Here is a 25,989-nt window from a genome sequence, read left to right as displayed (position 1 = left end):
GGCCGGGTCGGCCACGAAACGTTCGGCAGTCAGTCCCGCACGTCCCTCGTATCCACGCGCGACCTGGATGCCCGACAGATACAGTTCGCCCATCACGCCGACGGGCACGGGGCGCAGTCGCGCGTCCAGAACACGCGCGTGCGTGTTCCATACAGGTGTACCGATGGGAACCACGACGTCGTCGTCGGCGCTCGCCTCACGGTGCGTCGCCTGAATCGTCACCTCGGTTGGGCCGTAGAGATTGTGCACGTCCGCGCCGAACTTCGAACGGGCACGCTCGACGGTCGCCGACGACAATGCTTCTCCGCCGGCGAACACCGCTCGCAATGCCGGGGTCGGCTCCGTCGACTCATCGAGCACGGCGTCGAGCACGATCGGTACGAACTGTGCGATCGTGATGTCGAAGTCCACCAGCGCCCGAGCGAGATAGGCGGGGTCGCGGTGTCCGTCGTGCGATGCGATCACGAGGCGGGCACCGGAGATCAGCGGCAGCATGAACTCCCACACCGAAGCGTCGAAGGTCGCGGGAGTCTTGAGCAACACCACATCGGAGGGTCCGACATCGAACTGCTCTTGCATCCAGGCAAGTTGGTTGACCACAGCGGCGTGCGTAACCGCGACGCCCTTCGGCCGCCCTGTCGAGCCCGACGTGAACAGTACGTAGGCGACGTTCTCCGGCCGCAACTCTCCGCGACGTTCATCGGCCGCCAACGGCTCGGAATCGAAGCCGGAAAGATCGACGGTGTCGACCACAACCACTTCACGATCGGTACGGAAGTCTGTTCCAGAAGTCGTCAGAACGACCGCCGGATCGGTGATGTCGAGAACGTAGCCGACACGCTCCGACGGCTGTTCGGGATCCACGGGCACGTAGGCGCCGCCGGCCGCGAGGACCGCGTAGATGCTCACCACGAGATCGACAGACCGCCCGATTGCGACCGCGACGGTGGAGTCCGGAGAAACTCCGACCGAAATCAGATACCGAGCAAGAGAATTGACTCGTCTTGAGAACTCGCGATAGGTGAGAGTCGTGTCCTGAGCGGAGACCGCGGCAGCGTCGGGGGTTGCCGCTACGCTTTCGCTGAACCATTCGGGGACAGTCATCGGCCCCACGAGTTCACGTGTCGCAGACTCACCGAGTGCGCGTACTTTCTCCGTCTCCGCAGGTAGCATCCACGGCAAGTCACCGACCGCCGCTGCTGCGTCGGTGACGACGGCGTCGAGTATTCGCAGGAAACGCTGCGCGATCGCGCCGACCGTCGCATCGTCGAACAGGTCGGTGGCATACGTCCACGCCATCGCGATACCTGCGGGCTCGTTGGCATCCGATATCGTTTCGTGCACTGTGACCTGAAGGTCGGTCATCGCATGACCGAGCGGCACTTCGACCGGCGACATGCGGACTCCACCGAGACGGAAGTCGGTGGTCTGTGCATTCTGCAGGGTCAGCATGACCTGGAACAGCGGGTTCCGAGACTGCGATCGAGTGGGCGCGAGCACGTCGACCAGCGACTCGAACGGGATGTCCGCGTGGGAGAACGCCTTCAGGTCGATACTCTTGACCGAGTCGAGCAACTCGAGGAACGGCACACTCGGTTCGATTTCGGTTCGCAGTACGAGAGTGTTCACGAACATGCCGACGAGATCGTCGAGCTCGGCGTGGCCACGTCCGGCGACAGGTGTGCCGATGACGATGTCGGTGCTGCCACTCAGTGCTGCAAGCTCGACTGCCAACACGGAGTGAAGCACCATGAAGAGAGTTGCATTGCGTTCTCGCGCCAAGCGTGTCAGCCCGGCGTGGACCGTTCGGTCGACCGTGATGGTGTGTGTCGCGCCGCGGTGGGATGCGATCGCCGGCCGAGGCCGGTCCCACGGCAACTCCAACTGCTCGGGGGCACCCGTGAGCGTCTCGATCCAGAAGCGAATCTGACCGGCCATGACACTGCTCGCGTCATCGGCCGAACCCAACATCTCACGTTGCCACAATGCGTAATCTGCGTACTGCACGGCCAGGGGCGACCACGTGGGTACGGTCCCTTGATCCCGAGATGCGTACGCCAGCATGATATCCCGCGTCAGCGGCCCGGCAGAGAAGCCGTCACCTGCGATGTGATGCACGACGAATACGAGAACGAACTCGTTCTCTGCAGGTTTGTACAGTCGCGCGGCCAGCGGCACTTCGGTCGTCACATCGAAACCGGTGGATACGAATTCGGCGAGGCGACCGAGGATCTCGCTCTCACTCACCGGTATGGGAGAGAGGTCCACGTCGACGTCCGATGCCGGCAGGATTCTCTGCACGCCGATTCCGTTGATCTCCGGATACACGGTGCGCAGGATCTCGTGACGGTCGAGAAGGTCCTCGACGGCGTGGTGGAGTGCCGGCACGTTCAGGTCACCGGACAACCGGATCGCCAGCGGAATGTTGTAGGTCGCGGACGCCGGATCGAAGCGGTTGAGGAACCACATCCGCCGCTGAGCGAGGGACAGCGGCACATGTTCGGGTCTGGTCCTCGCTGTGAGTGCAGGCCGGTTGCCGGAACCACTTCGCCTTTCCGCAGCAGCTGCGAGGTCGGAGACCTTCGAGGATTCGAACAACAGGCGCACTGGAATCTGCGCTTCGAATGCGTTGCCGAGACGGGCAGCGACACGTGTGGCGATGAGCGAGTTGCCACCGAGATCGAAGAAGTCGTCGTCGGCACCGACTCGTTCCAGGCCGAGGACCTCCGCAAATACGCCGGCAACAATCTCTTCTGCAACCGTAGTCGGAGCGCGGAAGTCGCCGCTACCGAATACGGGATCGGGGAGCGCGCGGCGGTCGATCTTTCCGGATGTGTTCAGCGGCATCCTCGGCAGCGCGATGATGCTCGAGGGCACCATGTAGCGGGGAACCTTCGATGCAACTGCCACGGCGAGGGAGTCCGTATCGATATCCGCGCCGTCTTCCGGCACGACATAGGCAACGAGATGGTCTCCGAGTGTTTGGTGGGAGTGCACGATGACCACGCATTGACGGACCGTCGCATCACCGAGAAGCGCCGACTCGATCTCGCCCAGTTCGATGCGAAGGCCCCGCAACTTCACCTGGAAGTCCGAGCGTCCGACGTACTCGAGTTCCGATGCCCGATTCCATCGAACGAGGTCACCGGTACGGTACATCCGACCGCCGTCGCCACCGAACGGATCGGCGACGAACCGCTCGACTGTCAGATCGGGGCGTTCCACATAGCCGCGGGCAAGCTGAACTCCGGCGAGGTACAGCTCCCCTGTCACGCCGACGGGCACCGGACGGAGATGCGCGTCCAATACGTACATCCCGACGGGACCCTGCGCCGCCCCGATCGGAATTACATTCAGGTCGGTGGCAGAGACTGCGTGGCGGCTGACGGATACTGCCGCTTCGGTCGGACCGTACTCGTTCGACAGCGCCGTCGCGGCGTTGACAGTGCGGAAGGCCCCGGCGAGCTTGGGGGTGAAGACTTCTCCACCGCAGAACACCTGGCGGAGGGAGGCGAGTTCGCCCGGTTCGGCGGACGCAACCAGCTCGGTGAGCATCGACGGGACGAAGTGTGCAGATGTCACCTGGTTCTCGACAATTGCCTCGATGAGACGTCGAGGATCGCGGTGCGCGTCAGGTGCGGCGACGACCAGTCGGGCGCCCGATGTGAGGGGCCACCAGAACTCGCGAACCGACGCATCGAAAGTGAACGGTGTTTTCTGCAGGACTGTGTCATCGGTGCCCAGGCCGTAGGCATTCTGTCGCCACGACAATGAAGCAACGACCGCACTGTGGGGAACTGCAACACCCTTCGGCCGCCCGGTCGAACCGGACGTGAAAATCACGTAGGCGATGTTCTCGACATGCAGAGGCGCGTTCCTGTCGGCGTCCGAAACGGTCCGTTCGGAGTAGTTTCCGAGCTCGAGGGTGTCGATCTGAACGATCTCGAGATCATGGTCCGTGGCGAAATCGTCGCCGGACGTCGAGAGGACCAGGAGTGGGTCGGCGGTCCCGAGGACGTAGTCGTTGCGGTCCTGCGGCAAATCGGGATCAACAGGAACGTATGCGCCGCCCGCCTTGGCCACTGCGTACATACCGATCAACAGGTTCGCCGATCGACGCAGCGCCAGGGCGACCAAGGTGTCGGGACCGACCCCGCGGGACACGAGGTACCGGGCCATCGCATTGACCTGCGCATCGAACTGCGCGTACGACAGGGTCACGCCGTCGGCCGACAGTGCCGGCGCATCGGGGGTCCGCGTCACCTGACGGTCGAACAGATCGACGAGAGTCTCGCTGTGCAGGGGTATGACGCCACGGTCCCACTGGACGAGTGCCCGTTCGGCGGGTTCCAAGATGTCGATGTCACCGACCGCTACCTCGGGCTCGGCAGTGACGGCACCGAGTATCCGACGGAACCGATCTCCGAATGCATCGATCGTGGAACCGTCGAACAGGTCGGTAGCGTAGATGAATTCAGCTGTCCACCCCGAAGGATCTCCTGCTGCGTTGTGCGAATCGGTCAGCGTCAACTGCAGGTCGAACCGAGCTTCGGCGAAGTCCGTGTCGAGCGCGGAGATGGTCAGCTCGTCGAGTTCGAACACCGACTGCTGCATGTTCTGGAAGACGAGCATGACCTGGAACAACGGTGTTCGCGACTGCGAGCGGGGCGGATCGAGCACCTCGACGAGCCGCTCGAACGGCACGTCCGCGTTGCCGAAGGCACCCAGGTCGGTGTCGCGCACCTGCGCGAGCAGCTCGGTGAACGGCAGGGCCGGGTCGATGTCGTTGCGCAGCACGAGGGTGTTGACGAACATGCCGATCAGGTCGTCGAGTTCGGCCTCCCCGCGACCCGCGACGGGCGTGCCGATGGTGACGTCGCGGGTGCCGGCGAGTTTCGCGAGCAGGACGGCGAGTGCGGCGTGCACGACCATGAAGGTGGTCGCGTTGTGTTCGCGTGCGAGGCGTTGCAGCGCACCGACGGTGGTGGCGTCGATCTGGAAGGTGTGCCGTGCACCGCGGTTGGTGGCGACCGGCGGACGCGGGTGGTCGAGCGGCAGTTCGAGCGGCTCGGGCAGGTCACCGAGTCGTTCGGTCCAGTAGGCCAGTTCACGTGCGACGAGACTGTCCGGATCGTCCTCGGATCCGAGCAGTTCGCGTTGCCACAGAGCGTAATCCGCGTACTGGACGGCGAGCGGCGACCACGACGGTGCCTCCCCGCGGCGACGCGCGTCGTAGGCGACCATGACGTCGCGGGTCAGCGGTCCCATCGAGAAGCCGTCCGCGGCTACGTGGTGCACGACGAAGACGAGCACGTACTCGTCGTCGCCGACCTGATAGAGGCGGGTGCGGACCGGTACCTCGGACGTGACGTCGAATCCGGCGTTCACGAATTCGACGACGGTGGGCAGGATGTCGGCCTCGTCGATCGGCACGGGCGTGACATCCGGGCGCACTTGGGAGACGGGCAGCACGACCTGATGGCCGACACCATCGGCTTCCGGGTAGACGGTGCGCAGGATCTCGTGGCGCGCGAACAGATCCGCGACGGCGTCTTCCAGGGCCGTGAGGTGCAGAGAACCGGTGAGGCGGATGGCGACCGGGATGTTGTACGCGGCGGAGTCGGGGTCGAGGCGGTTGAGGAACCACATCCGCTGCTGCGCGAGCGAGAGCGGCACCGAGTCGGGTCGCGGTTGCGTCTGCAGTGCCGGGCGGCCACCGGATCCGGCGTGTTCCTCGGCCCGCACGGCCAGTGCTGCCACGGTGGGTGCCTCGAACAGCACGCGCAGCGGGACGCGCGCGTCGAGTGCGGTGGCGAGTCGCGCGATGACCTGGGTGGCGATCAGTGAGTTGCCGCCGAGTTCGAAGAAGTCGTCGTCCGCGCCGACGCGGTCGACGCCGAGCAGGTCGCGGTAGATGCCGGCGACAATCTCTTCGATCGGGGTGGACGGCGCACGGTACGCGCGGGTCGCGACCTCCGGTGCGGGCAGCGCCTTGCGGTTGATCTTGCCGTTCGCGTTGAGCGGCAGCGCGTCGAGGATCATGACGACCGACGGCACCATGTAGCTCGGAAGACTCTGTGCGAGTGCGTCCTTCACGGTGTTCGCGTGCAGGGTCTCGTCGCCGGTGAGGTAGGCGACGATCCGGTCGCCGGTGTGCGGGTCGCTGTGCACGACCGTCACGGCCTGCGCCACACCCGGCTGTGCCCGCAGTGCGGTGTCGATCTCGCCGAGTTCGATGCGGAAGCCGCGGAGTTTGACCTGGAAGTCGGCGCGGCCGCGGTAGTCGAGGGTGCCGTCCTCGTTCCAGGCGACGATGTCACCGGTGCGGTAGAGGCGCGCGCCGGATCCGAGCGGGTCGGCGACGAACCGGTCGGCGGTGAGGTCGGGGCGTCCGGTGTAGCCACGTGCGAGCTGGGCGCCCGCGAGATACAGCTCGCCCGTCACACCCACCGGCACGGGGCGGAGGCGACCGTCGAGGACGTGGACGCGCGTGTTCCACTCCGGGCGGCCGATCGGCACCGAGTCGGTGTCGTCGCCGGTCACCGCGTGCGCGGTCACGGAGACGGCGGCCTCTGTCGGCCCGTACAGGTTGACCAGGTCGACGTCGGGGTGGACCGAGCGGAACCGCTGGGCTAGCGCGGAGGGCAGCGCCTCACCGATCGCGAGGATGCGCCGCAGCGACGGGCTCAGCGCATCGCCGGCCGTGTCGAGCAGCGCCTCGAGCATCGACGGCACGACGTGCAGAGTGGTCACGGACTTCTGCCGTATGACCGCGTCGAGGTAGGCCGGGTCGCGATGACCGTCGGGTGCGGCGACGACGAGTCGACCGCCGGAGACGAGTGCCGACCAGAACTCCCACACCGACAGGTCGAACGTCGCGGCCGTCTTCAGCAGCGCGGCGTCGTCGGGGAACAGGCCGAAATGCCCTGTCTTCCAGAGCAACTGGTTGGCGATCGCCGCATGCGGAACTGCGACACCCTTGGGTCGTCCAGTGGAACCCGACGTGAAGATGACGTAGGCGAGGTGCTGCGGGTCGAGCGGAACACGACGTTCGGTGTCACGCACCGGGCTGTCGTCGAGCGCGTCGAGTTCGGGTGCGTCGACGTGCACCACGGCGCGACCGCCGGCATCGAAGTCGTCGTCGCGACCGGTCAGCACGCAGACGGGGTCGGCGACCGACAGGATGTAGTCGATTCGCTCGCGGGGGTGATCGGGGTCGAGGGGGACGTACGCGCCGCCGGCCTTCGCGACGGCGTACATGCCCACGAGCAACTCGACGGAGCGACGCATCCCCAGCGCAACCGCCGTCTCGGGCCCCACGCCGAGGTCGATCAGGTGACGGGCGAGACGGTTGACCCGTCCGTCGAACTCGTGGTAAGTGAGGGAGCCGCCCTCGTGGTCGAGCGCGACGGCGTCCGGCCGGGCCGCGACCTGCGCGTCGAACAGCGACACCAGCGTTCGGACGGGAACGTCGTGCCGAGTGTTGTTCCACTCGTGCAGGATTCGCGTTCGCTCGACGGTGTCGAGGATGTCGAGATCACCGACGGGACGGTCGGGTTCGGCGACGATGCTGTCCAGCAACCGGACGAACCGATCGACGAACCTGCGGGCCGTCGACTCGTCGAACAGGGCCGACGCATAGGTCAGGTAGCCGACGATGCCGGTGGGTGTACCCGACTCGTCGTAGCGGTCCTGGACGATCCAGTGCAGGTCGAACTGCGAGGTGTCGTGTTCGAGGTCGACGAGGGCGACGTCGAGTCCGGGCAGCGCGAGGGTGCCCTGTTCGAAGTTCTGGAACGAGAAGCCGACCTGGAACAGCGGGTGCCGCGCGGTGGAGCGCTGCGGGTTGAGCACCTCGACGAGCCGCTCGAACGGCACATCGGCGTGCGCGAAGGCCCGCAGGTCGGATTCGCGGACGGCGGCGAGCAGGTCGTCGAAGGTGACGGCGCCGGATACCCGGGTGCGCAGCACGAGGGTGTTGACGAACATGCCGATCAGGTCGTCGAGTTCACGTTCGCCGCGACCCGCGATGGGTGTGCCGACGGCGATGTCGTCGCTGTCGGACAGTCGCGCGAGCAGCACCGACAGGGCGGCGTGCACGGCCATGAACAGCGTGGCGTGACGGCTCTGGGCGAGGTCGACGAGCCGGGCGTGGAGGTCGGCGTCGATGCGGATCTCGACGCGTCCGCCCTCGTAGGACTGCACGGCGGGCCGCCGGCGGTCGGTCGGCAGCGACAGTTGGTCGGGCAGTCCGGCGAGGGCACCGCGCCAGTAGTGGAGTTGCTGCGACACCAGCGAGTCGGGATCGTCCTCGGACCCGAGCACACGACGCTGCCACAGCGCGTAGTCGGCGTACTGCACCGGCAGGGGCGCCCACTCGGGCTCGGAGCCGGTGAGGGCCGAGGTGTAGGCGACGAGCAGGTCGCGCACCATCGGGGCGATCGAGAAGCCGTCGCCGGAGATGTGGTGGACGACCATCGCGAGGACGTAGTCGTCGGCGCCGAGTTCGAAGAGCCCGATCCGCAGCGGCACCTCGGTGGTGACGTCGAAACGGCCGGTCGCGAACGGCGCGACCGCCGCGAGCAGGGCGTCGTCCCCACCGGCGACGGTGTGGACCTCGATGTCCGGAGCGGTGTCGGCGGCCGGCAGCACGACCTGCACCGGCCCGTCCGGGGTGTCGGGGTAGACGGTGCGCAGCGACTCGTGTCGCTCGACGACGTGGGCGACCGCGATGCGCAGCAGGTCGCCGTCGACCGAGCCCGACAGGCGGATCGCCATCGGCAGGTTGTAGGCCGCCGAGTCCGGATCGAAGCGGTTGAGGAACCACATCCGCTGCTGGGCGAGCGACAGCGGCACCTGTTCGGGCCGCTCCCCCGCGGCGAGCGCGGGTCGCGCGGCCTGCTCACCGTGCTCGGCCACCGCGGCGGCGAGCGCTTCGACGGTGGGATGTTCGAAGAGCGTGCGCAGCGGGATGTCCGCGCCGAGCGCGGCACCGATGCGGGCGATCACGCGGGTCGCGATGAGTGAGTTGCCGCCGAGCGCGAAGAAGTCGTCGTCGAGACCGACCCGCTCCACCTCGAGCACCTCGGCGATCGCGGCCGCGACCGCCTGTTCCGTAGGGGTGACGGGAGGGCGGAACTCCCGGATCGCGGCGAGGGGCGCGGGCAGAGCGCGACGGTCGAGCTTGCCGGATGCGTTGAGCGGAAACGCGTCGAGCACCATGAGCACGTCGGGCACCATGTAGCGCGGCAGCGACCTGCCGACCGCGGCACGCGCCGCCTCGATGTCGACACTCGCGCCTGAGGACGGGACGACGTAGCCGACGAGTTGCTGGCCGTGGTCGCCGTCGTGCACGACCATCACGGCTTGCGCGATCTCCGGCAGCGCAGTCAGGGCGCTCTCGATCTCGCCGAGTTCGATGCGCAGACCGCGCACCTTGACCTGGAAGTCGGTGCGGCCCAGGAAGTCCACCTCACCACTGGGCAGGATACGGACGAGATCGCCGGTGCGGTAGATGCGTTCGCCGTCAGGTGCGGCGACGAACCGTTCGGCGGTGAGGTCGGGACGGGCGTGGTAGCCGCGTGCGACCTGCACTCCCCCGAGGTAGAGCTCACCGGGCACCCCGATCGGCACCGGGCGGAGTCGCGCGTCGAGCACCTGCACGGTGGTGTTGCGGATCGGACGGCCGATCGGGACGCTGCCCGCGTGCTCGCCTTCGACGCGCAGGACCGTTGCGGTCACGGTGGTTTCGGTGGGTCCGTAGGTGTTGTCGAGCGCCGCCGTCGATCGTGCGGCGAAGTCGGCGGCGAGATCGGCCGGCAGGGCTTCGCCGCCGACGGACAGGTAGCGCAGCGACTCGGGAAGCTGCAGCGCCGGGTCGGCGAGGAACACCGCGAGCATCGACGGGACGAATTCGAGGATGCTCACGCGCTCCTCACGCGACACTCGTGCCAGATAGGCGGGGTCGCGGTGCCCACCCGGAACGGCGACGACGAGGCGTGCCCCGACCTGCAAGGGGTAGAACAGCTCCCACACCGACGCGTCGAACGTGATCGGTGTCTTGTGGAGCGCAGCGTCGGCGGCGCCGAGGTCGTACCGTTCGCGCATCCACGCGATCTGGTTCGCGGCCGAACGATGGCTCACCGCAACACCCTTCGGGCGACCGGTGGAGCCAGAGGTGAAGATGACGTAGGCGGTGTTGTCCGGTCGCAGCGGCGCGACGCGGTCGGCGTCGGTGAGCGGCGCGTCGGAGACCGTCGACGGCGCATCGATCTCGAGCACCGGTGCCGCGGCGGGCAACGAACCCCGATCGGCTGCGGTGGTGAGCACGACGACGGGCCGAGCGAGGTCGAGCACGTACTCGGTGCGGTCGGCGGGATGTTCGGGGTCGAGCGGAACGTACGCTCCCCCGGCCTGCAGGATCGCGTAGATCGCGACCATCATCTCGATGGACCGGCCGGTGTACACGCCGACGAGGCTCTCCGGACCCACACCGAGTCCGACGAGGTGCCGCGCGAGACGGTCGACCCGCGACGCGAACTGCGCGTACGTCAGGGTCATGTCCTCGAAGATCAGCGCCGGCGCGTCCGGGGTGCGGGCGGCCTGCTGGTCGAAGCGGGCGAGCAGGGTCTCGTCGACGGACCCCGCGTCGGCCGCATTGATTTCGTCCAGCAGGCGGATCTCGTCATCGTCGCGCAGGTCGATGTCGCCGACCGCGATCTCCGGCGCACTCACCGCGGCATCGACGAGTGCCATGAGGCGCTGCGCGGCCTGCGTGATGGTGTCTTCGGTGAACAGGTCGGTGGCGTAGGTGATCGAGCAGTCGATGCCGAGGCGTCGGCCGTCGGCGTCGAAGGTCTCCCCGAGGTGGATTTCGAGGTCGAGCTTGGCGCCGGTCGCGCCGGGTTCGACGGTGCTCAGCCGCAGCCCGGGCAGGTCGATCTCCGAGCGCGTGAAGTTGTGCACCACGAGCAGGGTCTGGAACAGCGCCGAATAGGCCGTGGAGCGGACGGGATCGAGCAGTTCGACGAGTCGCTCGACCGGCACGTCCGGATGCGAGAAGGCCGCGAGGTCGACGTCGCGCACCTGGTCGAGGATCTCGTCGAAGGTGGCGCCGGCGTCGATGCGGGTGCGCAGGACGAGGGTGTTGCCGAACATGCCGACGAGGTCGTCGAGGGCTTCCTCGCCGCGACCGGCGATCTGGGTGCCGATCGGGATGTCGCTGCTCCCCGACCAGCGTGCCAGCAGCACCGCGACGGCCGCGTGGGCGAGCATGAACAGCGTGATGCCGCGTTCGCGGGTGAACTGTGCGACGCGGTCGGCGAGCTCGGCGTCGAGGGCGATCGGGACGGTCGCGCCCCGCGACGACTGCACGGGCGGACGCGGCCGGTCGGTGGGCAGTTCCACCAGGTCGGGCAGGTCGGCGAGGGTGTCGGTCCAGTACGCGAGCTGACGGGCGAGCAGCGACTGCGGGTCGTACTCGCTGCCGAGGAGCTTCTGCTGCCAGAGCGCGTAGTCGGCATACTGGACGCTCAGCGGCGACCAGCCGGGCTCGGCACCTTCGCGACGCGCGAGGTAGGCGGTGACGACGTCGCGCGACAGCGGTGCCTGCGACCCGCCGTCGCTCGCGATGTGGTGGGCGACGACGGCGAGGACGTGCTCGTCGTCGGCGATGCGGAACAGCCGGGCGCGCACCGGCACGTCGACGGTGAGATCGAAACCGCGCGTGACGAAGTCGGTGAGGACGCCGGTGATGTCGTCGGCCGCGACGTCCTGCGGTCCGAGATCGGACGCGGCCTCGCCGACGGGCACGATCACCTGGGCGGGCCCGGCGTCGCTGTCGGGGAAGACGGTGCGCAGCGCTTCGTGCCGGTCGAGGACGTCGAGCAGCGCGGCCTGCAACGCAGGCACGTCGAGCTCGCCGCTCAGGCGCAGCACCATCGGGATGTTGAAGGCGGCCGAGCCGGGATCGAAGCGGTTGAAGAACCACATGCGCTGCTGCTGGAGCGACAGCGGGATGCGGTCGGGGCGTTCGACGGCCACGAGCTCGGGACGACCGCCGGAACCGGCGGTGCGCGCCACGGCGGCGGTCAGCGCGGCAACCGTCGGAGCGTCGAACACCGTGCGCACGGGCACGGTGGTGTGCAGGGCGGCACCGAGCCGCGCGACGAGTTGGGTCGCGTTGAGCGAGTTGCCGCCGAGCGCGAAGAAGTCGTCGTCGAGGCCCACGCGGTCGACACCGAGCAGGTCGGCGTAGACGGACGCGACCGTCTGTTCCACGGGTGTCTCGGGTGCGCGGAAGGCGCGTGCCTCGAAACCGGGGACGGGCAGTGCCTTCCGGTCGAGCTTGCCGTTGGCGGTGATGGGCAGCGCGTCGAGGACGTGGATCTGCGCGGGCACCATGTACGACGGCAGTTCGTCGGCGAGGCGGTCGCGCAGCACCTGCGGGTCGGCTGCGGTGCCGGTCGCCGGGACGACGTAGCCGATGAGGCGTTCGCCGGTGCGCGCGTCGGTGTGCAGGACGACGACGGCCTGGGCCACCTCGTCGGCGCGGCTCAGCGCCGCTTCGATCTCGCCGAGTTCGATGCGCAGGCCGCGGACCTGCACCTGCGCGTCGCTGCGGCCGACGAAGTCGAGTTCGCCGGTCGCGGTGCGGCGCACGAGATCACCCGTGCGGTACATGAGCCCACCGGTGAACGGGTTCGCGACGAACCGCGCTGCCGTGAGTCCCGGCTGCGCGTTGTAGCCGCGCGCGAGACCGGCACCCGCCAGGTACAGCTCTCCGATGACGCCGTCGGGTACGGGATGCAGACGCGTGTCGAGGACGACGGCACCGGCACCTTCGATGGGCGCGCCGATGGTGATGCGATCGCCCGGAGTGAGCGGCGCGGTCTCGGTGATGATGATGGTGGTCTCGGTGGGACCGTAGCTGTTGACGAAACTGCAGACCGGTCCGAACTTCTCGACGAGTTCCGGCGGGCACACGTCGCCGCCGATCACCACGGATTCGAGGTCGGGCAGGTCGTCGGGGGTGACGGTGCCGAGCGCGGCGGGTGCGGTGATGATGTGGGTGATGTGTTCGCGGCGCAGCAGGTCGGTCAGTTCGGCACCGGCGACGATGTGCGGCGGCACGACCACCACGGTGGCACCGGCGGAGAACGCCGAGATCTGCTCGAAGACCGACGCGTCGAAGCTCGACGACGAGAACCGCAGCATCCGCGAGCCGGTGCTCAATCCGAGTTCGGGGCGGTGGTCGGCAGTGAAGGCGTTGAGGCCGCGGTGGGTGACGACGACGCCCTTCGGCGTGCCGGTGGAACCGGACGTGTAGATCATGTACGCCGCCGACTCCGCATTCACCGCGGACGTCACCGGTGCAGAAGAGTAGTCGTCGGCGTCGACGCTCAGCCACGGAACGTGCGACGGTCCGTCGCCGAGGCCGAGGATGGCCCGGGAGTCGGTGAGCAGGTACGCGATACGCGCTGCAGGCAGTGCCGGATCGACGGGCACGAACGCCGCGCCGGTCTTGACCACGGCCCACAGGGCGACGACGGCGTCGAGACTGCGCGGGAACGACAGCGCCACCACGGTTTCCGGCCCGGCACCGTGGTCGATCAGCTTGTGCGCGAGTCGGTTGGACGCGAGGTCGAGTCCGGTGTAGGTGAGCTGCCGCTCGCCGTCCACCACCGCGACACCGTCCGGGTTCGCGGCGACCCCGGCCGCGAGGATTTGCGGGAACGTCCTCTGCGGCAACGGTGCCGGCACCGAGTACGACAGTGCCCGACCGGTCTCGGCGTCCGACAGGAGGGCGATGTCACCCACGGCAACCGTCGGGTCGGCCGTGGTCGCGTCGAGCAGTTGCACCCACCGCGCGGCGAGATCGACGGCGGTCACTTCGTCGAACAGGTCGGTCGCGTAGGTGAGTTCGGCGGCCAGTCCGCCACTCTCGTCCTCACGCAGCGCGATGTCGATGTCGAACTTGGCGATGGCGAGATCCGCTGTGAGCGGTTCGACCCGCAGCCCGGGCAGTTCGAGCTCGCCGATGCCCTGGTTCTGCAGCGACAACGCGACCTGGAACAGCGGCGGGTGGCTCTGCGAACGCACCGGATCGACGGCCTCGACCACCTGGTCGAACGGCACGTCGGCATGCGAGAACGCCGCGAGGTCGGTGGTGCGGACCTGCTCGAGGAACTCCGCGAACGACGCCGCGGGATCGATACGGGTGCGCAGCACGAGGGTGTTGACGAACATGCCGACGAGGTCGTCGAGAGCACGATCACCACGACCGGCGACCGGCGTGCCCACCGACACGTCCTCGGTGCTGCCGAGACGCGCGAGCAGCACGGCGAGCGCGGCGTGCAGGACCATGAAGCGGGTCGCGCCGTGGGCGTGCGCGAGACGGTCGACGCGGGCGAGGACCTCGGGGGCGATCCGGAAACCGGTGTTGGCACCCCGGTACGACGCCGCCGCGGGTCGCGGCCGGTCGGCGGGCAGTTCGAGCACGGCCGGGGTGTCGGCGAGGACCGAGGTCCAGTAGTCGAGTTGCTGCGCGATCGGGGCCCGCGGGTCCTGCGGGTCGCCGAGCACTGTGCGCTGCCACAGCGCGAAGTCGGCGTACTGCACCGGCAACGGCTCCCAGGACGGCTGTGCGTCGTCGAGGCGCGCGGAGTAGGCGACGAGGACGTCGCGGGCCAGGGGCACGGTCGACGCGCCGTCGGCGCTGATGTGGTGCACGACCACCACGAGCACGTGGGTACGGTCGCTCTCGCGGAACAGCGCGCCGCGGATGGGGACCTCCCGCGTGACGTCGAAGCCGCGTCCCACCACTCGGGCGATCGCGGTGTGCAGTGCGCCGGTGTCGGGGGTGTCGATCGGGGTGAGGTCGAGCGGCACGTCGCCGGTGGCGAGTACGTACTGCGACGGCCCGTCTTCGTGTTCCGGGAACACCGTGCGCAGTGCTTCGTGCCGGTCGAGCACGTCGCGGACGGCGGCGGTGAGGGCGTCGACGTCGAGGTCGCCGTGCAGACGCACTGCAAGCGGGATGTTGTAGAGCGGCGACGTCGGATCGAAGCGGTTGAGGAACCACATGCGTTGCTGCGCGTACGACAGCGGCACCCGCGCGGGACGCTCCTGCGGCACGAGCGGCAGCCGCTCCCCCATGCCGATGTGCGAGCCGGCGGTCTCGGCGAGCGCCTGCACGGTCGATCCCTCGAACACCACGCGCACCGGCACCGTGGTGCCGAGCGCTTCCCCGATGCGGGCCACCAGGCGCGTTGCGATGAGCGAGTTGCCGCCGAGCGCGAAGAAGTCGTCGTCGAGGCCCACGCGTTCGACGCCGAGCAGTTCGGCGACGATCTCGGCCACCGTCTCCTCGACGGGGTTGGTGGGGGCACGGAACTCGCGGGTCACCGGATCGGGAGCGGGCAGCGCCTTACGATCGAGCTTGCCGTTGACCGTGACGGGCACCGTCTCGATCGGCACGATCTGCGAGGGCACCATGTACGACGGCAGGACGTCGGCGACGGCGCTGCGCAGCGCATCGGCATCGACCTCGGCGCCGTTGCAGGGCACGACGTAGCCGACGAGCCGTTCGCCGGTGTGGGCGTCGCGGTAGACGTCCACGACGGCGTGCGCGACGCTGTCCTGACGGCTCAGCGCCGCCTCGATCTCGCCGAGTTCGATGCGCAGACCACGCAGCTTGACCTGTGCGTCGCTGCGGCCGACGAACTCGAGCTCGCCCGACGCGCGTCGGCGCACGAGGTCGCCCGTGCGGTACATGAGCCCACCGGTGAACGGGTTCGCGACGAACCGCGAGGCCGTCATCCCAGGTCGGTCGTGGTAGCCGCGGGCGAGCGCCTGGCCCGCCAGATACAGCTCGCCCAGCACTCCGTCGGGCACCGGCTGCAGGCGTGCGTCGAGCACGACGGCACCGGCGCTCCGGATGGGCCGGCCGATGGTGATGGCTCCGCCCGCGACCAGCGGGTCGGTCATCGTGATGACGATCGTGGTCTCGGTGGGGCCGTAACTGTTGACGAACCGGCAACGCGGCGCGAACCGCTCGACCAGCTCGGGCGGGCACACGTCGCCACCGACCACGACGGCCTCGAGATCCGGCAGCCTCGCCGGGTCGACGCCACCGAGCGCGGCCGGTGCGGTGAGCACGTGGGTGACGTTGTGGCGCAGCAGGAATGTTTCGAGGTCGGCACCGGCGACGATCTCGGGCGGCGCGACCACCATGGTGGCTCCGGCACCGAAGGCGGCGAGGATCTCGAACACCGACGCGTCGAAGCTCGCCGAGGAGAATCGCAGCACCCGCGCCTGCGCGGTGAGCCCGAGTTCGGTGCGGCATTCGGCGGTGAAGGCGTTGAGGCCCCGGTGCGTGACGACGACGCCCTTCGGGGTGCCGGTCGAGCCGGACGTGTAGATCATGTACGCCGCGGCGTCGGGTGCGACGCCGACGTCGAGCGCGGCGGTCGACACCTCGGCGCACCGGTCGACGATGCCGTCGGAATCCAGTGCGAGCCAACGGAAGTCGACGGCCGGAGCGATCCCGCTCATGGTCAGGCCGAAGGCGGCACCCGAGTCCGAGAGCATGAACGCGATGCGGTCGACGGGCAGCTTCACGTCGATCGGCACGAACGCCGCGCCGGTCTTCGCGACCGCCCACACCGCGACCAGCGACTCGATCGTCCGCTCGAAGGCCAGGGCCACCACGGTTTCCGGTCCGGCACCCTCGGTGACGAGGACACGGGCCAGAGCGTTGGAACGCTCGTCGAGGTCGCGGTAGGTGAGCTGTCGTGTCTTGTCCACGGCGGCAACACCGTTCGGCGACGCGGCGACACCGGCCGCGAGGATCTCCGGCAGCGTCCGGATCCGGATCGGTTCCGGTCGGGCCGCGTCGAGTGTCCGGGCGGTTTCGTCGGCGTCGAGATACGGCAGGTCGCCGACGGGGCTGCGCGGGTCGTCGAGCAGCTGCGCCAATATGCGGTTCCAGCGCTCGGTGGTGCGGGCGGCGGTGGACGCGTCGAACAGGTCGGTGGCGTAGGTGAGGGTGCCGGCCAGGGCACCGTTGTCGTCGCGGAGCGTGAGCTCCAGGTCGAACTTGGCGATGCCGAAGTCGGGCACGATCGGTTCGACCCGCAACCCGGGCAGTTCGAGGTCGCTGGGGTGCGCTTCCTCGACCGACAGCGCGACCTGGAACAGCGGTGCGCTGTTCTGCGACCGCACGGGGTCGACGGCCTCGACGACCTGCTCGAACGGCACCTGGATGTGGGCGAAGGCGTCGAGGTCGACGTCGCGGACGGTGGCGACGATGTCGTCGAAGCCCGCAGCCGGATCGACAGGGGTCCGCAACACCACTGTGTTGACGAACATGCCGATGAGGTTGTCGAGGCGGCGGTGGCCGCGACCGGCGACCGGCGTGCCCACGGACACGTCGTCGGTCGCTCCGAGCCGGGCGAGCAACACGGCGAGCGCGGCGTGCAGCACCATGAACCGGCTCACGCCGTGGGCCTGTGCGTAGGCGTCGAGGCGGCGGACGGTCTCGGGATCGACGGTGAACGGCACCGCGGCGCCCCGGAACGACGAGCTCGCGGGTCGCGGCCGATCGGTGGGCAGTTCGAGCAGCGCCGGTGCGCCGGCGAGTTTCGCGGTCCAGTGGTCGAGTTCGCGCGCGGCGATCTCGGTGGGTTCGCCCGGTGCGCCGAGCAGCTCGCGCATCCACAGTGCGTAGTCGGCGTACTGCAGCGGCAGCGGCTCCCAGAGCGGTGCCCCACCTGTGGCGCGCGCAGAGTAGGCGAGCACGAGATCGGTGGCGAGGACCTGGGTGGACCAGCCGTCGATGGCGATGTGGTGCACGACCATCACGACGACGTGGCTGCCGTCGGCACACTCGAGCAATGTCAGCTCGAGGGACGGTTCGACGGTGATATCGAATCCGCGTGCGGTCAGCGTCCGGATACGTTCGGAAAGGTCGTCTTCCGCGACCGTCTCCGTGCCGGCGACGAGCAGGGGACGATCCCGCAGCGCGTCGTCGACGGAGAGGATGTTCTGGTACGGACCGGCATCGGAGTCCGGGTATGTCGTCCGAAGTGTTTCGTGCCGTTCGAGGATGTCGACGACCGCCGCGCGCAGGGCGTCGAGGTCGAGGTCGCCGCGCAGCCGTAGAGCCGCGCCGACGTTGTAGGCGCCGGAGCCGGGGTCGAACCGGTTGACGAACCACATGCGGGTCTGCGCCGGCGACAACGGAATCCGGTCGGGGCGCGGCCCGGCCGTGGGCACGGTCGCCGCGGCACCGGTGCCGCGGGCACGGTCGACGGCGGCGGCGAGGCCTTCGACGGTGGGCTCGTCGAACAGCGCGCGGATGCCGATGGTGGCGTCGAACGTCTCGTTGACGCGGGCGATCAATCGGGTTGCGCCGAGCGAGTTCCCGCCGAGCTGGAAGAAGTTCGACGACGCACCGACCTGCTCGACCTCGAGCAGCTCGCCCATGATGCGGGCAACGGCGGCCTCGGTATCGGTGCGCGGCGCGACGTAGGCGGCGGAGGCGTCGAAGTCCGGTTCCGGCAGGGCCGCCCGGTCGACCTTGCCGTGTGCGGTGACGGGCAGGTCGTCGAGCAACACGAGCACCGACGGCACCATGTGCCGGGGCACGCGGTCGGCGACGGACGCGAGGACCGCGTTCTCGTCCGGCCGCTCACCGGTGGCGACGGCGTAGGCGGCGAGATAGTCGCCGTGCCGGCCGGTGCGCAGCGTGACGACGGCCTGCGTGATGCCGGGATGCGTGAGCAGGGCGCTCTCGATCTCGCCGAGTTCGACGCGCTGACCGTTGAGCTTGACCTGGAAGTCGGTACGGCCGAGGTATTCGAGTTCGCCGTCGCGGTTCCACCGGACGCGGTCGCCGGTGCGGTACATCCGATCGCCCGAGTTCCCGAAGGCGTTCGCGACGAAGCGGTCGGCGGTGACGGCGGGACCGGCCTGGTAGCCCCGCGCGACCTGCGAGCCCACCACGTACAGCTCACCCGGCACCCCGACGGGCACCGGACGCAGCACCGCGTCGAGGACGAGGAAACGGGTGTTCCACACGGGTCGGCCGAGCGGCACCTGCTCGGCATCGTCGCGGCGCGCGGTGCGGTGCGCGACCTGCACCATCGCGGTGCGGTGCGAGACCTGCACCGTCGTCTCCGTCGGGCCGTAGAGGTTGTGGACCTCGGCGCCGAGGACTTCGCGGACGCGGGCGGCGGTGGACGCCCGGAGTGCTTCACCGCCGGAGAACACCGCGCGCAGCGACGAGGCGTCGATGCCCGCGTGCTGTACCTCGGCGACGAACAGGTCGAGCACCGACGGCACGAACTGCGCGACGGTGACGCGTTCGCGGTGGACGACCGACGCGAGGTAGGCGGGGTCGGCGTGCCCGTCGCGGTCGGCGACCACCAGCCGCGCCCCGCTCTGCAGCGGAAGGAACAACTCCCACACCGACGCGTCGAAGGTGAAGGGTGTCTTGTAGAGCACCGTGTCGGCGGCGTCCGGCGCGAAGGCCGCGCGCATCCACGCGAGCTGGTTGTGCAGGGCGCCGTGCGTCACCGCGACACCCTTGGGCCGGCCCGTCGAGCCGGACGTGAACAGCACGTAGGCGAGGTTGCCGGGGCGGAGTGCGGGTCGTTCGTCGTCGGTCAGCGGGTCGCCGGCGTACCCGTCGACGTCGGACACATCGAGCACGCGCAGGCCGGCGGGCAGGCTGTCGCGGGTCTCGTCGGTCGCGAGCACGAGCTGCGGCGAGGCGGTGGTGAGAACGTGGGCGGTGCGCTGGGCCGGCTGGTCGGGATCGACCGGCACGTACGCTCCACCGGCGGCGAGCACGGCGTAGATCGCGACCAGCTGGTCGTAGGAGCGCGGAACCGCCACGGCGACGCGCGTTTCCGCAGCGACACCCTCGGCCAGGAGCCGACGGGCGAGACGGCGCACGTCGGACGCGAACTCGGCGTAGGTCGACGCCGATCCGTCGACGACGACGGCCGGCGCATCGGGTGTCCGCGCGACCTGCTGCTCGAACAACGCGACGACATCTCCGGCGGGCACGGGGTGCGCGGTGTGGTTCCAGGACTCGAGGACCCGTTCGCGTTCGCCGGGCAGGAACACGTCGACGGCGCCGACGGCATCGTCGGGGCGCTCGGCGACGAACTTCAGGATCTGTGTGAAGCGGCGGGCGAGGTCGTCGACGGTCGCGGCGTCGAAGACGTCGGTGCGGTAGCGCAGGCTCAACCGCAGGTGGGGTTCGAGCAACGCCATGAGCGAGAGCGGGTAATGCGTGGCGTCGCGGGCGTCGACGTCGGTGACGCGCATGCCGGCGATGTCGGTGTTCTCGTCGAATCCGGCGCGGTCGACGGGATACGACTCGAAGACGGTGAGCGTGTCGAAGAGGGTGCCGGTGCCGATGCGGTCCTGGATGGCGCCGAGGCCGACGAACTGCTGGTCGAGCAGGGCGGTCTGTTCACCCTGCAGGCGCAGCACGAGGTCGGCGACCGACTCGGTCTCGTCGATCCGCACCCGCACGGGCAGGGTGTTGATGAACAGGCCGAGCATGTTCTCGACGTCGGGCAGGTCGGCGGGCCGCCCGGAGACGGTTGCGCCGAACACCGCGTCGCGGGTACCCCAGTGCCGGGCGAGCAGCAGGCCCCAGGCGGTCTGGACGATGGTGTTGAGTGTCGCGCCGGTGCGTCGCGAGAGCCGTGCGAGGGCGTCGATGTCGTCGGCGTCGAGGTCGATGTCGATCTGGGCGGGTGCGTCGTCGACGGCGTCGGTGGCTCCGGGTGCGACCAGCGTGGGTTCGTCGAGGTCGGCGAACGCCTCGGCCCACGCGTCGAGTGCGCGGTCGGTGTCCTGCCGGTCGAGCCAGGTCAGGTAGTCGCGGTAGGACGCGGGGGTGGGCAGCGCCGCCTGACCGCCGGCGGCGTAGCCGACGAGGAGTTCGCGCACGAGCAGCGGCATCGACCAGCCGTCGAGCACGATGTGGTGGTTGGTGAGGGCGAGGACGGCGCGCTGCTCGGGGAGCCGGACGAGTACGGCGCGCAACAGCGGTGGGTGCGCGAGGTCGAAGCGGGCGAAGCGTTCGCTGTCGAGGAGCGTCTGCAGGTCGTGCTGCGGGTCGGACGATCCGGTGAGATCGGCGTGGCGCCACGGCATCTCGACGTGATCCAGGACGAGCTGGACCGGGCTGCCGGAACCGTCGTGCACGAAGGCCGTGCGCAGGGCGGCGTGTCGTGCGAGCAACGATGCGAACGCTGCCTGCCAGCGACCGGCATCGACTTCCCCTGCGAGGTCGAGACGCAGCTGTGCCGTGTAGACGTCGACCGCGTCGACGGACAGCGCGGCGTGGAAGGCCAGACCGGTCTGCAGCGGCGAGAGCGGCCAGATGTCGACGAGGCGACCGAAGCGGTTCTCCCACTGCTCGATCTGCTGCTGGCGGGTGTGCACGAGCGGCACGTCGGACGGGGTGAGACCACCGGCGTCGGGTCGCTGCGTGTGGGCGGCCAGGCCGACGAGTGCGTCCTTCCACCGTTCGGCGAGCGCGCCGACCGTCTCGGCGGAGATCACCCGCGGCACATAGGTGAACGACGCGGTGAGGTGCGCACCGTCGGGGCCGTCGACGACCATCGCGTTGATGTCGACGGCGACCGATGCGGCCATCCGTGATGCGCGGTTGGGGTCGAGGGCGAGATCGAGCGGCACCCAGCCGATCTCACGGATCTCGTCGGCGATGTGACCGGAGGTGAGACGGCCGAGATAGTTGAACGACACCTGCGCGGTGGGCAGGGCGGCGAGGACCGGCGATGCCTCCGGATCGAGGTGGCGCAGGATGCCGTATCCCACGCCGTTGTTCGGGACGGCGGCGAGACGTTCCTTGACGGCCTTGATCGCGGTGGCGCTCGCGCGTCCTCCGGCGGCGGCGTCGGCGGGGTCGAGGTCGTCGGCGAGGTCGAGGCGCACGGGATACGCGCTGGTGAACCAGCCGACGGTGCGGGCGAGGTCGACGGTGCCGGTGCCGTCGAGGTCGCGGCCGTGCCCTTCGAGGGTGAGCAGCAACGAACGCTGCCCGTCCTGGGCGGCGGCGAGCGCGAGGGCGGTGAGCAGACCGTCGGCGGTGCCGCTGCCGTACAGCTCGGGCAGTCGGGTGAGCACCGCGTCGGTCACAATCGGGTCGAGATCGACCCGGACGGTCGCGGTGGTCGCCAGGATGTCGATCTCCGGGTCGAGCGACGCGACTGCGGTGAGCGGTGCTGCACCACCGAGGGTTTCGGTCCAGTGGTCGAGTTCACCGACGTGGTCGCGGGCGGTGTCGTGCAGGGCGTGCGCCCAGCGGCGGTAGGAGGTACCCACCTCGGGCAGCGACGGTGTCTGTCCTGCCGCGACCTGCATCCAGGCCTGGCCGAGGTCGGGCAGCAGTACCCGCCACGACACGCCGTCGACCACCAGGTGGTGTGCGACGAGCAGCAGGCGACCCTGCCCGACCGGCTCGACGACGTCGAACCACACGGCACGCAGCACGAGACCGGATTCCGGATCGAGATCCTGTGCGGCAGCGTCGCATTCACGGTCGACGAGAGAATCGGATTCGGTAGCGTCGGCGACCGGGACGCGGGTGATCCACGCATCGAGGTCCGGCAGTTCGGCGTGCGTCCGCCACTGCCCGTCGCGCAGCGTGGACCGCAGGATGTCGTGCCGGGCGACGACGGCAGCGAGCGCGGCCCGCAGATCGTCGTAGGTCAGATCCGCGGGGGTGGAGACGAGGACGGCCTGCGCGAAGGTGGAATAGTCACCACGCCCGAGCATCTCGTGCACGATCGGCGTGATCGGGATGTCGCCCACTCCCCCGCCGGGCAGTTCGTCGAGGACGAGGGCGGTGGGCACGGCGGTGGCGACCCGCGCGAGCGCCGCGATCGTCTTGTGTTCGAAGATCTGCCGGGCGGTGATGTGCAGTCCGGCGGCCTTGGCGCGGGCGGCGAACTGCATCGCGACGATGCTGTCGGCGCCGAGGGCGAACAGCGAGTCGTCGACACCGATGCGTTCGACGTCGACCAGTCCGGCGGCGACCTCGACGAGGAGGCGTTCGGAGTCGGTTTCGGGGGCGCGGAATTCTGCGGTGGCGAACTGCGGTGCGGGGAGCGCAGCGCGGTCGAGTTTGCCGGCGGGAGTCACCGGGATCTCGGTGAGTTCGACGACGGCCGCGGGCACCATGTGCGCCGGGAGAACGCGGGCGACACCGTCGAGCAGTCCCTGCATGTCGAAGGTCGCGCCGGATTCCATACGTACGTACGACACGGGGACGACGGAACTGCCGCTGTCGTGCACGACGGTCGTCGCGAAGTCGACGCCGTCCTGGTCGAGCAGGGCGGTGTCGATCTCGCCCAGTTCGATGCGGAATCCGCGGATCTTCACCTGGAAGTCGGAGCGGCCCACGAAGTCGAGTTGGTGATCGGGCGTCCACCGCACCTCGTCGCCGGTGCGGTACAGGCGCGTGCCGGGTTCGAAGGGGTTGGCCACGAATCGATCCGCGGTCTGCCCGGGACGGCTGTGGTAGCCGCGCGCCAAAGCCGGTCCGCCGAGATACAACTCGCCGACGAATCCGACGGGCACCGGTCGCAGGCGACGGTCGAGCACCACGGCGACGACACCGTCGAGGGGACGGCCGATGGTGATCGGGTCGCCGGGTGCCAGGGGGTCTCCGGCGGTGACGACGATGGTGGTCTCGGTGGGGCCGTAGCTGTTGGTGAACCGGCAGGTGGGAGCGAAGCGTTCGACGAGGTCGGCGGTGCACACGTCGCCGCCGACGACGACGGCCTCGAGATCGGGCAGGCCCGCGGGGTCGACGGTGTTGAGGACGGTGGGCGCCGAGACGATGTGCGTGACCCGGTGGGCGCGCAGGACGTCGACGAGTTCGTTGCCGCCGAGAACGTGCGGCGGCGCCACGACCATGGCCGCTCCGGCGCTGAAGGCCTGCAGCATCTCGAAGATCGACGCGTCGAAGCTCGCCGAGGAGAACCGCAGCATCCGCGAGTCGGTGCCGAGGGCGAGTTCGGGGCGGGTGTCGGCGGCGAAGGTCGCGAGCCCGCGATGGGTGACGACCACGCCCTTCGGGGTTCCGGTGGAGCCCGAGGTGTAGATCATGTACGCCGGGTTCTCCGGCACGGCCGGCGAGCGCACGACCTCGACGTCGATATCCGAGGGGAGCGGGTCGTCCACGGCGATCCAGCGGGGCCCGGACGGCAGGTCTGTGATCCGGCTCTGCACGGTGAGTCCGAGCTGTGCACCGGCATCATCGACCATGTAGGCGATCCGGTCGGCCGGGAGCGCCGGATCGATCGGGACGAAGGCCGCGCCGGTCTTCGCCACCGCCCACACCGCGATCAGCGCATCGGCGCCGCGGTCCATGCTCAGTGCCACGAAGGTCTCGGGGGCGGCCCCGGCGTCGACGAGCTGTGCGGCGAGACGTGTAGAAAGATCGTCGAGTTCGCGGTAGGTGACCTGCCGGTCGCCGTCGACGATCGCGACGCCGTCGGGATTGCGGCGCACACCGTCGGCGAGGAAGTCGGCGAACAGCCGCACGGGCTGGGCGGGCAGTCCTCGATACGGGACGAGGCTCTCGTATTCGTCGTCGTGCAGGACCGTCAGTGTGCCGATGGTGCGGTCGGAGTCGGCGAGTTCGCCGAGATACTCGACAAATCGTGTGTGGTGCGAGCGCAGTTCGTCGACCGTGTACAGGTGGGGGTTGGCCTCGAGGTCGATGTGGGCGGGCTGCCCCGGCGCGCTCGGGTAGATGTTGAGCGAGAGGTCGTCGACCGGGCCGGTGCTCAGCACGTGCCGGCGGCCGACCGAATCGCCGTAGCGGATCTCGTGGTCGAACATCATGACGTTGACCGCGGGCCCGAAGAATCCGCGGTCGGCGCTGCCGTAGCCGGTGTCGCGGCGCATGTCCTCGTGCCGGTACCGCTGGTGACGCAGTGCCCCGGTGAATTCGAGCTGCATCCGGTCGATCAGATCGTCGCGGCTACCGTCCGGTTCGATACCGACGCGGATCGGGACGACGTTGGAGACCATGCCGCCGGAGCGACGCAGGCGGACGGTGGTGCGCGCCGAGACCGGGAGGCTGAGGACCACGTCGGTCTCACCGGTGACGCGGGCGAGGAAGGCCGCGAAGGCCGCTGCGACCACGGTCGCGAAGGTCGTGGTCTTCTCGCGCTCGGCGATCATCCGGTCGATCGCGGCCTCGACACGTTCGGGCAGGGGCGCACTGAACCGGACCGGGTGCGGGCCGACGGGCGCGGCGCGACCGGCGAGGCTGATGGGGTGCGGCAGGTCGCGGATGCGGTCGGCCCAGTAGGCGCGGTCGCTCTCGAACCGGGCCGAGACGCGGTAGCGCTGTTCGTCCTCGACGATCTCCGGCAGCGGACTGACGTCGAAGCGGGCGGGTTCGCGCTGCTGTACCGCGGCGCTGTAACGCTCGGCGGTGCGGGTGTCGAAGGTGGTCGCCCCGTAGCCGTCGAGGGCGATGTGGTGGATCCGGGTGTAGACGAAATGGCGGTCGTCGGCGATTCGCAGGACCGCGCAGACGATCAGCCGGTCCTCGAGCATGTCGAGGGGCGTGCGGTACTCGGCGCGCATCCAGGCGATGGCCGCTGCTTCGGGATCGTCCTCGTCGCGCAGGTCGAGAATCGTGGCGCGGTCCTCGAGGTCGTGGTCGATGACCTGACGGGGGTGGCCGTCGACCTCGAAGATGCGGAGCATGCCGGTGCCCAGTTCGCGGGCGGTGGCGGCGCCGGCGTCCGCGAAGATCTCGGGATCGAATTCGCCTCGGACGTCGACGTACTGGGCGATGGTCAGTGGAATGTCGCCGAGCAGATGCTGGGCGAACCAGATCCCGCGTTGGGCCGACGAGAGCGGGAAACCGTCGCCGGCCTCCCCGAACTGCGACGATGCAGGCACATACTGCTGTTCCAC

Annotated in this window: 1 protein-coding gene (cut by a window edge); it reads right to left on the bottom strand. The window is 69.2% G+C overall.

Features of this window, described 5'->3' with window-relative positions; translation table 11 throughout:
* Nucleotides 1–25,989, bottom strand: partial view of a non-ribosomal peptide synthase/polyketide synthase gene (locus tag AC6CID_RS12315; RefSeq protein ID WP_498354017.1) — the 5' portion only. It extends 4,572 nt beyond the left edge of the window; the window shows 25,989 of its 30,561 coding nt (coding positions 1–25,989); it begins with the start codon at nucleotides 25,987–25,989; the stop codon falls past the left edge of the window.

The sequence above is a fragment of the Rhodococcus sp. GQ147 genome (assembly GCF_059759155.1).
Note: the sequence above shows the minus strand (reverse complement) of the source record. Positions and strands in the feature narration are given on the sequence as shown.